The organism is Vibrio sp. QJM3NY_26, from assembly GCF_057786005.1.
The window spans coordinates 978,390-991,928 of the sequence record NZ_CM173515.1; the positions used below are offsets into that span (position 1 = coordinate 978,390).

At 45.0% G+C, this 13,539-nt stretch carries 11 protein-coding genes and 2 tRNA genes; 8 read left to right on the forward strand and 5 right to left on the reverse strand.

The window, feature by feature from the left end:
- The first annotated feature begins 16 nt into the window (after positions 1 to 16).
- The 7 genes from AC3CH4_RS04340 to AC3CH4_RS04370 all read left to right on the forward strand — a co-directional run bounded on the left by AC3CH4_RS04340 (position 17) and on the right by AC3CH4_RS04370 (position 7,726).
- Entirely contained in the window at positions 17 to 1,324 is a 1,308-nt protein-coding gene (locus tag AC3CH4_RS04340) for an isochorismate synthase (RefSeq protein WP_488543351.1), read from the forward strand.
- Positions 1,321 to 3,045, forward strand: coding sequence for a 2-succinyl-5-enolpyruvyl-6-hydroxy-3-cyclohexene-1-carboxylic-acid synthase (gene menD, locus AC3CH4_RS04345; RefSeq protein ID WP_488543616.1), 1,725 nt, complete (start codon positions 1,321 to 1,323; stop codon positions 3,043 to 3,045). The genes AC3CH4_RS04340 and menD overlap by 4 nt, the downstream gene beginning before the upstream one ends.
- A 9-nt stretch (positions 3,046 to 3,054) precedes the next feature.
- The gene (menH, locus tag AC3CH4_RS04350; RefSeq protein ID WP_065206784.1) at positions 3,055 to 3,855 is read left to right on the forward strand and encodes a 2-succinyl-6-hydroxy-2,4-cyclohexadiene-1-carboxylate synthase; all 801 of its coding nucleotides are present in this window, start codon (positions 3,055 to 3,057) and stop codon (positions 3,853 to 3,855) included.
- Positions 3,856 to 3,957: 102 nt separating this feature from the next.
- Positions 3,958 to 4,824 carry a 1,4-dihydroxy-2-naphthoyl-CoA synthase gene (gene menB / locus AC3CH4_RS04355; RefSeq protein WP_029222208.1) on the forward strand — a complete coding sequence of 289 codons (867 nt, stop codon included), beginning with the start codon at positions 3,958 to 3,960 and terminating at the stop codon, positions 4,822 to 4,824.
- Between the two features lie 75 nt (positions 4,825 to 4,899).
- Positions 4,900 to 5,907, forward strand: a complete 1,008-nt coding sequence (menC, locus tag AC3CH4_RS04360; RefSeq protein WP_488543352.1) for an o-succinylbenzoate synthase — start codon at positions 4,900 to 4,902, stop codon at positions 5,905 to 5,907.
- Positions 5,908 to 5,959: 52 nt separating this feature from the next.
- The gene (gene menE, locus AC3CH4_RS04365; protein WP_488543353.1) at positions 5,960 to 7,393 is read left to right on the forward strand and encodes an o-succinylbenzoate--CoA ligase; all 1,434 of its coding nucleotides are present in this window, start codon (positions 5,960 to 5,962) and stop codon (positions 7,391 to 7,393) included.
- Positions 7,394 to 7,558: 165 nt separating this feature from the next.
- Positions 7,559 to 7,726, forward strand: a complete 168-nt coding sequence (locus AC3CH4_RS04370; protein ID WP_488543354.1) for a hypothetical protein — start codon at positions 7,559 to 7,561, stop codon at positions 7,724 to 7,726.
- A gap of 133 nt (positions 7,727 to 7,859) precedes the next feature.
- On the opposite strand, the gene AC3CH4_RS04375 is transcribed toward AC3CH4_RS04370, so the two are convergent.
- The 3 genes from AC3CH4_RS04375 to AC3CH4_RS04385 form a co-directional block, all read right to left on the reverse strand.
- The gene (locus AC3CH4_RS04375; protein ID WP_004736106.1) at positions 7,860 to 8,780 is read right to left on the reverse strand and encodes a YeiH family protein; all 921 of its coding nucleotides are present in this window, start codon (positions 8,778 to 8,780) and stop codon (positions 7,860 to 7,862) included.
- A gap of 146 nt (positions 8,781 to 8,926) precedes the next feature.
- Positions 8,927 to 10,801 (reverse strand): MFS transporter, encoded by a 1,875-nt coding sequence (locus tag AC3CH4_RS04380; protein ID WP_488543355.1) that lies wholly within the window; start codon positions 10,799 to 10,801, stop codon positions 8,927 to 8,929.
- A 17-nt stretch (positions 10,802 to 10,818) separates the two neighbouring features.
- A complete protein-coding gene (locus AC3CH4_RS04385; protein WP_004736110.1) occupies positions 10,819 to 11,409 on the reverse strand; it encodes a TetR/AcrR family transcriptional regulator in 591 nt (196 codons plus the stop codon).
- Between the two features lie 196 nt (positions 11,410 to 11,605).
- Between AC3CH4_RS04385 and AC3CH4_RS04390 the strand changes: the two genes are divergently transcribed.
- Complete coding sequence (locus AC3CH4_RS04390) at positions 11,606 to 12,514, forward strand: Tim44 domain-containing protein (protein WP_488543356.1); 909 nt, start codon at positions 11,606 to 11,608, stop codon at positions 12,512 to 12,514.
- Between the two features lie 651 nt (positions 12,515 to 13,165).
- Here the strand turns inward: AC3CH4_RS04390 and AC3CH4_RS04395 are convergent.
- A tRNA-Tyr gene (locus AC3CH4_RS04395) sits at positions 13,166 to 13,250 on the reverse strand.
- 103 nt (positions 13,251 to 13,353) lie between these two features.
- A tRNA-Tyr gene (locus tag AC3CH4_RS04400) sits at positions 13,354 to 13,438 on the reverse strand.
- Positions 13,439 to 13,539: the final 101 nt, after the last annotated feature.

Here is a 13,539-nt window from a genome sequence, read left to right on the forward strand (position 1 = left end):
TGTGAACGAGGTCGATTTGTCACATTTCCTGCAAACTATCTCCGCTTTGATTGAGCGAGTACAAAATGCCCAAGCAAGTGAAGTTCGTTGTGTTGAAGTTCTAACGCAAAAACCATCGTTTGCATTTATAGAATGGCTTCATGCTCAACCGCTCTTTCCAAAGTTCTACTGGCAGTCACGTGACACTCGTGAAGAGGTCGTCGCGCTCGGTCAACTGCACACTTTTTCTGATCCTGCTCCCGCGTACGCAATTCTTGGTGAAGACCAACGAATCTGGGGTGGACGTTCATTTGATGGACATACCGCAAAGAACCGTCGTTGCATGGAATCGTTTTTCTTCCTTCCTCAGGTTGAATTAATCCGCTTTGACGACACTTGGTCGCTAGCGGTTAACTTGTCTCCTGATCGCGTTGTCTCCATTAATGCTTTGAATAAGCTTTCTGTAGAAGCGGCGATATTGGCACCTTTGTCGGCTCACATTGAACAGATTAACCACGTTCCAGAACGAGAACAGTGGGGTAATTTGGTCGATAAAGTGCTTCAGGGCATTAGCGACGAAGAGTACAAGAAAGTTGTTTTAGCGCGTAAAACCACACTGCAACTCGATGCGCCAATCTGCGCGGCTCAATTACTCAAGGCCAGCTACCTGCAAAACCATCACAGCTTTCACTTTATGTTGGTATTGGATTCTAAACACAGCTTTATTGGCTCAACGCCAGAGCGTTTGTATAGCCGGTATGGGACAGAGCTTGATACTGAAGCTCTAGCGGGAACCATTGGTCGCGGAGAAAACGCGACAGAAGATATGGAGTTAGCGAACTGGCTTTCTCAAGACAGTAAAAACCTCAATGAGAACCAGTATGTGGTAGATGACATCATTGAGCGCCTCACTCCTCATTCTCAAACGGTCCATGTTGAAAAGGATACGCGTCTTGTGCGCTTGCGTAAGGTGCAGCATCTTAAGCGTAATATCCACGCTCAGCTTAATAATGGCGTTAACGGTGTGCAGTTGCTTGCTGCATTACAGCCGACTGCTGCGGTGGCGGGTTTACCGCGTAAAGAGGCGATGGATTTCATTCTTGAACACGAACCGTTTGCGCGAGGCTGGTATGCAGGCTCTGTTGGCTATATCAGTCATCAGAGAGCAGAGTTTTGTGTCGCGATTCGAAGCGCGTTAGTTGTAAACGATCAAGTACAGCTGTTTGCTGGCGCAGGGATCGTGCCGGGATCGGTTGCCGAGCATGAATGGCAAGAATTGAACAAGAAGATGTCAACCTTACTCAGCTTGATTTCGGATCACCCGCCGTTGGGTGTGGCGTCATGAATCACGACCAAGCCGTATTAAATAGAGTTTGGAGTCACACATTACTTGAAGAGCTAGCACGCAACGGTGTTGAACATGTTTGTGTTGCACCGGGCTCTCGCTCAACGCCGTTAACTCTCGAAGCTGAAGCCAACCCCAAGTTAACCTTACACACGCACTTTGATGAGCGTGGTCTTGGATTCTTAGCTTTAGGTTTAGCTAAAGCCAGTGCTAAGCCAGTTGCCGTGATTGTTACCTCTGGTACTGCTGTCGCTAACCTTCTTCCTGCGACGGCTGAATCTGGGCTGACACGAGAGAAGCTGATTTTGCTGACCTCTGATAGACCCATCGACTTGGTCGACTGTGGTGCCAATCAAGCGATTCAGCAACAGGGTATCTTTTCTTCCCATGTTGAAAGTGCTTTAAACTTACCAAGCCCTAGTACACAAGTTTCTCTGAATTGGTTACTGACATCGGTTGATCACGCCCTAGTGAAACAACGCAATGTTGGTGGTGCGATTCATATCAACTGTCCGTTCCCAGAACCTCTATATTCTGCAAATAGCGCGGAAATGTATGCGGAATACACATCCAGTGTCGCTGGGTGGAAATCGGGAACAGGTAGTTACAGTCAAACGTTTTTACCTAATCAAGTGAACACACAACCTATTGCTCCAGGTGAGTACCTTGGGCGCAAGGGTGTGGTTATTCTCGGTTCGCTAGATATTGAACAGGCGAAAAAAGCTCAGCAGTTTGCCACTGCATTAGGTTGGCCAGTTTTTTGTGACCCTCAATCAGGTGTCACAAGTGATTGGAAACATTATGATCTTTGGATGCAGAGTGACGTAGCGAAAGAACAACTCAACCAATGTGACTTTATCCTTCAGTTCGGTGAGCGCATTGTTTCTAAGCGCCTTAACCATTGGATAAAGTCGCAAGCATCATCATTCTGCTCATCACAATACATTGTTGTGTCACCGGATTCGCACCGAATCAACCAAGATCATCTGCCTCAAACCCATATCGTTGCTGATATCGAGTCATGGGTGTCAGAACAGCATTTACCCACCTTGTTAGGCCAGCATGCAGGTTGGGCGGCTCCTTTAATCGAGGTCGCAAATACTGTTCAGCAACTCGCCCTCGCGCAAATATCCAACAATGACCAATTGACGGAACTCAGTGTTGCCGTTGACTTGTCGTCTAGACTTAAAGGCAGAGAGCTATTTGTGGGAAATAGCTTGATGGTAAGGCTGGTGGATATGCTGTCATCAATATCTGCGAATCAAGTTTACAGTAACCGTGGTGCATCGGGCATTGACGGCTTGGTGGCGACGGCTGCGGGCGTGGTGAAAGCCAACCAGAATCCTTTGTTGATGTTGATTGGTGATACCTCTTTGTTGTACGACCTCAATTCACTGGCTCTGCTGACTCATAATTTAACGCCGATGGTTATTGTTGTGACCAACAATGACGGTGGTGCAATCTTTGACTTGTTGCCGGTACCAGAGCAGCAAAAACAGTCACTTTATCAAATGCCTCATGGTTTCAGTTTTGAACACGCTGCTGCGCAGTTCCAACTTGGTTACGCTGCACCAGAAACCTTGAATTGCTATCAAAACATTATCGAACAACATTTCGAACAGGGTCAGGGTACCTTGCTCGTTGAAGTTAAGACGCCTCCCGAACAAGCGTCTACTTTGCTGAAACAATTCAGTTCAATGCTCACCGAGGCATTAGCCTAAGGACTTTACATGCTTTACTCCAATTATTACCCAGCTGTACAAGAACCTTCCGACAAACCTTTGCTTGTTTTTTTACATGGTTTACTCGGAAGCGGGGATGATTGGAGTGCATGTCATCCATATCTAGAGGATTTTCCTCGTCTTTGCATAGATTTGCCTGGGCACGGACAAAGCCGCTTTATCGATCCGGTAGGCTTTGATCATTGCTGCAAGAAAATCGTTCAGTGCATTACTTCTCAACTTGCCCTCAACGATCTTCCTGCGGATTACCCTATCGTGGTAATTGGCTACTCTATGGGAGGAAGGCTCGCCATGTATGGGGTGACAAGCCCTTGCTTCGAAACACTCAATCTAGAGAAAGTCATTATTGAAGGTGGCAACTTTGGTCTGGAGCGTGATGAAGAACGAGCACAAAGGTTAGTACATGATACGCAGTGGGCTGTCCGCTTTGCGCAGCAGTCGATTGAAGATGTTTTAGACGATTGGTATCAACAAAGCGTCTTTTCTTCACTAAATCATGAGCAAAGACAAACTTTGGTCATAAAGCGTAGTGGTAACCTTGGAGTATCCGTAGCAAATATGTTGTTATCTACTTCGTTAGCTAAGCAACCGGATTTACGTGCCACATTGAAATCTCATGAGCATTTATTGCATTATGTGTGTGGAGAAAAAGATCGTAAATTCATGGAGCTAGCTGAGAATAGTGGCTTTGAATATAGTCAGGTTGATTACGCGGGTCATAATGTTCATTTTGAGCAACCAGAGTTGTTTTCAAACTTGATAATCCAATGTATCGCCAGTCGTCGCTAATCTGACTGAGCGGATCTCTAGTCTCAAGCACTATCAAAAGCAGAGCAACACCGTCACGACTACTTGTTAGTCGTGGTCTCTAATAGAACAATGGGAATCACCATGGCTAAAACAGTAGGCATCACAGAAGAAGAACTTTACGCGGCAGTTAACTGGAGCGATGAAAGCAGTCAATTCGAAGATATTCAGTACCACAAGTCTGACGACGGTATTGCGAAAATCACGATTGCGCGTCCTCAAGTCCACAATGCGTTCCGTCCACAAACCGTAAAAGAGATGATCAATGCGCTGGCTGATGCTCGTTATGACGAGAAGGTTGGCGTAATCATTTTGACGGGTCTTGGTGAGAAGGCGTTCTGTTCTGGTGGTGACCAAAGTATTCGTGGTGACTACGGCGGCTATCAAGATGATTCAGGTACACATCACCTGAACGTACTTGATTTCCAACGTCAAATTCGTACTTGTCCAAAACCAGTTATCGCAGCGGTATCGGGTTGGGCAGTCGGTGGTGGTCATGTTCTTCACATGATGGCAGACCTTACCATCGCAGCTGAAAACGCTCAGTTCGGTCAGACAGGTCCTAAAGTCGGTTCATTCGATGGCGGTTGGGGTGCTTCTTACATGGCTCGTATCGTTGGCCAAAAGAAAGCGCGTGAAATCTGGTTCTTGTGTCGTTTCTACGATGCTCAAGAAGCATTGGACATGGGCCTAGTAAACACAGTGGTACCTGTTGCTGATCTAGAAAAAGAAACCGTTCGTTGGTGTCGTGAAGTTCTTCAACACAGCCCAATGGCGCTGCGTTGCTTGAAAGCCGCACTAAACGCAGACTGTGATGGTCAAGCCGGTCTACAAGAGTTGGCGGGTAACGCAACCATGATGTTCTACATGACAGAAGAAGGCCAAGAAGGCCGAAACGCATTTAACGAGAAGCGTCGACCTGATTTCGACAAGTTCCCGCGTAACCCATAGTCTTTCTCTTCTTTAAAATGAGTCGCTAATAGCGGCTCGTTTTGTTTTGATGTTCCCCGTTTTTTAGGAAACTTTATGAACTCAGTGAATTCTCAGCGTCACGCTAAACTCTACCGTTATCAACTACCTATGGATAGTGGTGTGATTCTTCGTGACAATAAGTTGAACGAACGCGTTGGCTATGTCATCCAACTTGAGTGTGATGGTAAAACTGGCTTTGGCGAAGTCGCACCTTTGCCAGGTTTTAGCCAAGAAGATGCCGAACAAGCCGGTATTCAGCTGCAAAACGAGCTAGAGCTTTGGAGCCACAATAACCCTCAAACGCCTTTTGATGAGCTATATCCTTCTGTTGCCTTCGGCTTTTCAATGGCGATAATGGAATTACGAGGCGAACTCAATACTGAAGGTAACTACCAAGCTGCGCCCTTGTGTACAGGAGATCCAGATGAATTGATCCCAGTGCTGAATGAGATGAAAGGCGAGAAGGTCGCGAAAGTGAAAGTCGGTCTTTACGAAGCGATTCGCGATGGCATGTTGGTTAGCTTATTCCTTGAGTCGATCCCTGATTTGACCCTAAGACTTGATGCTAACCGTGCGTGGAAGCCGGAGAAAGCGAAGCAGTTCATTAAGTACATTTCGCCGTCACTGCGTCAGCGTATTAGCTTTATTGAAGAGCCTTGCCAAAAACCAGAAGACAGCTTGGCATTTGCTATTGACCATGGCGTAGCGATTGCGTGGGACGAAACATTGCAAGAAGCGGTGCGAAGCCCAGAATTTGATCTTAGCGACCTTACTGGTGTTAAAGCTATCGTGATCAAGCCAACTCTTATTGGTTCTGTAGAGCGTTGTGTGGCAATCATTGAGCGTGCACAGCAACTCGGTATCAAACCAGTACTAAGCTCAAGCATAGAGTCGAGCCTTGGCTTAACTCAGATTGCTCGATTAGCACAACAATACTTGCCTAATGAAGTTCCAGGACTTGATACAATTGGCTTGTATCAGCAACAGCTAGAGGTTTCTTGGCCGGGTTGTCAGCTTCCGGTTTCTACTCTTGAACAGCAACAATTGATTTGGTCTTCTTAAGCTGATCGTTCGATTGGCTTAGACCGTTTTCAATCTATAATTTGGTTATCTTATGATGCGCCCACAATCTAATCATCACCCGCTTTGGGTACAGTGGGCGCAGCAAAACCCACATCAAACAGCGTTAGTGACTACTCACCACACTTATACTTGGCAGCAAGTGTCTGTGCTAGTGAGTGAGTACCAACAACAGCTATCTCATCAAGGCCTATCTGAAGGTGATGTCCTAACGATTGTCGGTAAGAACCAAGCTGAAGTGATTCCTGCTTATTTTGCCGCACTCAATTTGGGTGTTATTTGCGCTTTCACCATGCCTCAACCTCGCTTACGCCTGAAGAAAAAGCTCGATTCCTTAAATCAAGCAGGTCAACAAAACTACCTTTGGCTTTTGGACAGTAGCGGGATAGAGCAATCAGAGACTGTCGATTTGAATACTCAGTTGGTGACCTTATCTTGCTTAAATGAAGTGAAGGTCGATGGTGATGATAATCGGATAACGGCATCTCAAGACTCCAACTTCAATCCGCAAAATCTAGCGAGTATCGTATTCACTTCAGGTTCTACCGGAAATCCGAAAGCAGTGGCTCACACGCTTGAGCAGCATTTATGCTCGGCGGTCGGGTTACTCGACGTTTTTTATTTTGAACAAGGTGACACTTGGTTACTGAGTTTACCTATGTACCATGTGTCAGGATTAGCGATAGTTCATCGTTGGTTGGCGGCAGGTGGTTGCATCAAAATAGGCACAGGTCAGCTTGAAACCGACATCGAAGGTTGCAGTCACGCTTCATTAGTGGCTACGCAGCTACATCGATTACTAAAGAGTAAGCAAGCACTTACTTTAACTCATGTACTTTTGGGTGGTAGCCATATTCCAGAAGCTCTTGGGCTTGAAGCTCAACACATGGGTATCGAAACATGGCTTGGCTACGGCATGACAGAAGCGGCTTCAACAGTGACTGCGAAGCCCGTTGATGCCAGTAGCACGGCCGGTTTTGTCCTTAGCCATCGCCAACTAAAAATTGAAGAACAACGTATCTTTATTGGCGGCGAGACGCTCGCTTCCGGTTATTACCACCAAGGTAAATTAACGTCCTTAGTTGATGAGAATGGCTGGTTCGATAGCAAAGATCTTGGTGAGTGGATAGGCAGACAAGTGTCGATTATTGGTCGCGCCGACAATCAGTTTATTTCTGGTGGCGAGAACATTCATTGCGAGGAGATTGAGCGAGCACTCAACCAATTGTCTGAGGTTAATCAGTCTTTTATTGTTCCAATTGAAGATGATGAGTTCGGATTTCGACCTGTCGCTATTGTGGATTGTGCTGATTTGCCAACCAAAGAGTGGTTTGCTGAGCAATTGAATGGCCGTCTTGAGCGGTTCAAATTTCCTGTTGAGTATTATCGAATGCCTAAGCAAGAACAACAGGGTATTAAGGTCTCACGCGCTGGGTTGGCACAGTGGTTGTCTCAGCATAGGAGTTAAAGGTAAGCGCTTACCTCGACGTTATTTGCGAAGCTGTTAGGTGACTAAGTTGGCAGGCGGTTAGTTAATTTAGCAATTAGATAGTTCAAAACAGAATTTATTATCTTTATAACCATCCATCATAATAAGTCCTATAAATAACGGATTATAGAATAAGGTCTTATTATGAAAATTGCCCTCATCATTGCGGTTTTACTGCAGATAGGCCTAGCGGTCACTTCGTCAGGGTTGACTCGCTCGTTGGCTGAACTCACCGCATTTGTGTTGGTTGTGGTACTTGTTTTAATGAAAAGAGAGAGCAAGAAGAGTGATAAGCCCCTGTTTGATTTGTGATTGTTGCAACAAAGAATATCTTTACCACAAACGATAAAGGCAAAGCCCATTTGAGCTTTGCCTTTTTGTTTTGTTGCTCGCTAATCTGAGTGTCTAGGTAACCGAACAACCAGTTAAAGCGTTTCTTTGCGAACTAAGCAAGAGTTAACCACGCCAAAGAACCTGTCGAAATCATCGTCCACATCGTAATACCAAACATCAATGGCTTCGGCCCTGCTGCTTTTAACTTCTCTACAGAAATACCACAGCCAATTAAGAACAGACACACAACCAACGCGCGTTTGGACACATCAAAAATTCCTTGGTAGACCATCTCAAATTGTGGCAGCAAGTCACTAATAGCAATGGCAGCGCAGTAAAAGAAAATGAAGTAAGGAATCGTAATCTTCTTTTGATCGTTCTTGAAGATCATCGCGCTGACTAAAGCTATTGGGATGATCCAAAGTGCACGAGCGAGCTTCAATGTTGTTGCGGTCGTTAGTGCTTCTTCGCCGTACGCTGATGCGGCACCAACAACTGAAGATGTATCGTGAATCGCAATGGCGGCCCAAGTCCCAAATGTTTGTTGGCTTAACTCAAGCGCGTGGCCAATCATCGGGAATAAGAATAGGGCTACAGAGTTCAACACAAATACCGTAGCTAACGCCAAGCCAATCTGTTCATCGTCTGCTTTAATCGCTGGAGCTACCGCTGCAATCGCGCTGCCACCACAAATTGCGGTACCAGAAGAGATAAGGTAACCCGTGGTGCGATCCAGCCCCATTCGTTTGGCTAAGAACCAACCAATGACTAACGTACCAATGATGGTCGTGACAATTAAACCAATACCGTCGCCTGTTACCGCCAATGCTTTTTCAAACTGAATGCCAAAGCCTAAGCCGACAATCGAGTAGGCCAGTAACTTCTTTGTGAGTTTGCCTACTTCTAGATGCTCAGGGACTAAACCTAAACTAGCAAGCAGAAAGCCAATAACGAGGGCCGTCGGTGAGCTTACCCACGGTGTTAAGCAAAACAGTGCAGCAAGATAAAATGGAGCAGACTTTTTTAGGTTCATTGTATTTAGAGTCTTGTTGTGTTGTCACGTTATTGTAATGAGACCACTATACGTTCAATAAAATGATAAGTAAGTCTAAATGAATTGAACAAACGTTAAGGAAAACTTAACGCTTGTTCAGCTGATATGAATAAAGGGCTGGTTAGCTAGCGTAGTGTTCCGCGAAGGTCTGAGACTGACTGCCGAAGAGTTTTGCATGAGGCATCTTTAGCGAGAATTGGCTTGCCAGCTTCTATCTCTAACTTGGTCCAGAAGCGGGTTGGTAGTCCTTTGCAGGCACTGCCTTTGTAACGACTGAAGTAGCTGCCCCATAGCCCTTTGAGAGCCATTGGAATGACAGACACAGGAGATCGTTTGATAATCAGCTCCATTCCACGCATGAACTCTGCGACTTCACCATCAGAGGTTAGCTTTCCTTCTGGAAAAATACACACGATGTGGCCTTCATGCAGAGCGCGTTCTACTTCTTTAAAAGCATTTCGAATCGAGCTACGGTTGGTTGCGGAGATTGGAATAACCCCAGCTCTTTTCAAGAAACGTCGAATAGGCGGCAACTTGGTGTAATCTTCTTCCATCACAAAGCGGATCAAGCGAGGGCAAACGGCGCTCAGCAATAATGCATCCATATAACTCACATGGTTACAGATAATCAATGCGCCGCCTTTTTCTGGCAGGTGATGTAAATTTTTATGTTTAACTCGGTACATGGTGTGAGTGACCACCCACGTAAAGAAACGGAAAGCGTAAATAGGCACCTGATAAAACAGATACAACATAACCAAAGTGTTTCCTATCGCGAGCAGTACAAACAGTTGTGGAATTGAAAACTCCAAAATACTAAGGCAAACAATACCTAAAACAGCGCTCCCGACCATGAATAGCGAGTTGTAGATATTGAGCCCGGCGATTACTTGAGCTCGCTCATTTGGCTTTGCCCGTAGCTGCATTAGAGAGTAAAGCGGAACAATAAAGATACCGCCAGAGATCCCCAGTAGTAGAAGATAAGCAAACAGCGGCCAAAGTTCGGAATACGTCACAAACTGATGGAAAGAGTTAAAGTCAGGCAAAGACTCCGGAATTGATGTCGCCATCAACAGGCCGAAGATCGACATACCTAGGCTACCCATTGGCACGATGCCGATTTCAATACGGTGATTAGATAGTTTATCGCAAGCCAAAGAGCCAATCGCAATGCCTACCGAGAACAGTGCCAATAAAAACGCGACAGCGCTTTCAGTACCGTTTAGGTAAACCTTGGTGAAGTTGGGAAACTGAGTGAGGTAAGCTGCACCGAGGAACCAGAACCAGCTGATCGACATCAGTGCTTGAAAGGTTGGGCGGTCTTTTTTGGCAATAGCGAGTGTTGCGCGGGTTAGCTTTACTGGCTGCCACTTTACTTTCAGATCTGGTGCGTTACTTGGCGCTTCTGGGATAAAGTAACTTGATACATACCCGAGTACGGCAAAAGAAACAATACACACAGCAGCAATGAGTTTTGCGCTTTCTTCTGACGCAATAATACCAGCACCTAGAGTACCGATTAGGATGGCTAAGAATGTGCCTGTTTCAACCAGAGCATTTCCGGACACAAGCTCTTTGGTTTCTAACTGTTGCGGAAGTAGGGCGTACTTAACGGGGCCAAAGAAGGCACTTTGTGTCCCCATCAAAAACAGAAGCAGTAGTAATATTTCGTAGCTTTCGTAGATAAACCCGACCGCACCCAGTGACATTATCACCACTTCAAGAAGCTTAACTTTACGGATAAACCACGATTTTTCATATTTGTCTGCCAGCACACCAGCCAAAGCAGAAAATAGGAAGAAGGGCAGAATAAAAAGGCCAGCGGCCAAATTAATGAATAAATTGCTGGAAATAGGTAGCGTGTCTACGCTTGCGAAAGCAACAAACAGTAACAGAACATTTTTGAATATGTTGTCATTAAAGGCTCCCAGAAATTGGGTAATAAAGTAGGGTAGGAACCTTTTTTGCGTTAACAGCGAAGATTGGCTGCTGTTGTTCATTGTCTTTCCTTGGATGATTACCAGTTGGTTAAGTAGTTTGAGACTAGGTTATTGATCAACTCTTTACCATCGATAGGCTCAGAGGCGAAAAATTTATCATCAACGCTAAGTAGAGTAATTCCATGTACTCCAGACCATAATACACGGCTGGCTTTAACGACTTCGCTTTCAGTATGTTCAGGAGCAATCGCGATTAATAGTTGCTCTAGCATACCTGTCATTCTATCGATACGGTTCGATTGCCATTCAGGAAGGTTTTCACCGTTCATGTTGTGCTCAAAGATAAGCTGCCAACGGTGAGGGTGTTTTTGTGCAAAATCGTGGTAGCAGTAGGCAAGGTTGAATAGAGCTTGCTGAGGATTGCTCGATTGTTCAACTGCTACAGCAGATTCTGACGCCAGTTCATCTAATGTTTGAGCAACAACATGCAATAGCAATAGGTTGTAGTTGCCGAATACATTCACCAAGGTACTTGGAACATAACCAATCATATTGGCGATTTTGCGTAGACTTAACTCGTGATAAGAGTGCTCTTCTAAGAAGTCGGTCACCGTTTTTAAGGTTAATTGCACTAATTGTTCGCGAGTGTGATCGTTTCGTCTTGCCATGGGTACTTTCTATTAAATGAACATCGTTCAATATTTTAATGCTGCCCCAGAGTGCCGTCAATCCCTTCGCTAGTTTAGTAATCAATTAATAGCCGCAATATTATGATACATGTGTAAACGCCGTGAATATTTCATTGTTCTTTGTTAACGAGTATGATTAAGGTGTCGAAAGATAAAAAACCTATAAAGGATAATAATGAAACGATTTTTCTCACTAGTCGCGATCCTGTTGGTAACAGTCGCGGTGACGCCAATCGCGGAAGCGAAAAAGTTTGGTGGTGGTAAGTCATTTGGCAAAAGCTTTAAAACGGCTCCAGCACCAAAACAACAAAACACGAATTCGATCCGTCAAGATCAAACAAGTAAGAACACAGCAGCTAACTCTAGCAAGAAAGGCCTTATGGGCGGTCTGCTAGGTGGTTTACTTGCTGGTGGTCTTTTAGCTGCATTCTTTGGTGGCGCATTTGAAGGTATCCAGTTCATGGATATTCTGATTATGGGTCTGATTGCTTTCCTAGCGTTTAAATTCCTACGCGGAATGTTGGGTGCGAAGCAGGGCTCAATGAATCAGCAGAATGCACGTGGCCAACAGCCAGCATTCGGCGGCATGGGTCAGAACAAGTTTGAACAACCTAAGCAACAACCAAATGTTCATAACTTCGAGCAAGCACAACCTCAATCACAAGGCTCTGCTGGTGGCTTCGGTTTTGGTGCACAAAGCGATGTTCCACATAACTACCCACCGGGATTTGATCAAGCGGCATTCATCAATGGTTCTCGTGAGCACTACCGTACACTGCAAGGTGCATGGAACCACAACGAGCTAAACACGATTGAAGAATACGTATCTCCAAGCCTATTTGAAGACCTAAAAGCTGAGCGTAATAAGCTAGACGGTGATCAGCACACAGACGTAATGTACGTTGATGCTGAAATCGTTCGTGCAGACCACGATGGTAGCAAAGCACAGCTAAGCCTTCAGTTTAGTGGTCGTTACCGTGACACTGCGGATGGCGTTGAAGAAGATATCACAGATATCTGGCACCTAGAGCGTGACCTAACAACTGACAATGCACCTTGGTTAATTGTTGGTATTCAAGGCTAATTCCAAGATTTAACTCAACATCAATATGATGTAGTTATTCGGAATGACACCAAATAATTGAAAGCCCCTGCTGAGAAATCAGCAGGGGCTTTTTTGTGTCTAATGATATGTATCTGTAAGTTGCTGTTGGGAAATTGGCTTTGAGCTTTTTTTGGGGAGGAGAGGGAGCTTTAGATTCACGGAGCAATACCAATATGACGAAACATGCGGAACAGACAAATAACATGAGTGAAGGAAGAGTGTCATCACGACAAATATTGAGAGATGTATCTTATTCAAAGATTGGATTAACCTGAGACTAACTAACTGATTTTATTTGGATGTAATGAGTAATGACAAAGTTTTTTGAACCCGTATTGGAGCCTGAGATTAGTTTGCAGCAGAAACAGATAATTGCGAATGAATGCGAAGAACATGTATCTACCAATTGCTTAGGCTGCGCTGCTTATCTGGTTTGTGAACGTCATGCTGAAATATGGGATCACTGATGTTTGAATGAGTCAGATCGATTAAGTTTTTTGTAGTAGCGGGTAAGTGTTTAGGAAGTTGAGGGCAGTGTTTAGAAAGCAACGTTTAGAAAGATATAAAGCTCGGAAACGAAAAAAGCCAACTCAATGAGTTGGCTTTTCGATTTTCCAATTAAGGAGAATATGGTGGAGGGAGACGGATTCGAACCATCGAAGGCAGTGCCGGCAGATTTACAGTCTGCTCCCTTTGGCCACTCGGGAACCCCTCCAGGGTGTGTCTTACTCTTCACAAAGTAAGCCTAAATTGATGTTTTCCCATAAGCCCATCAATCAGGTTGTTCTCTTAACTCTTATAAAGAGGTAAGAAGAATATGGTGGAGGGAGACGGATTCGAACCATCGAAGGCAGTGCCGGCAGATTTACAGTCTGCTCCCTTTGGCCACTCGGGAACCCCTCCAGGGTGTGTCCTACTCTTCACAAAGTAAGCCTAAATTGATGTTTTCCCATAAGCCCATCAATCAGGTTGTTCTCTTAACTCTTATAAAGAGGTAAGAAGAA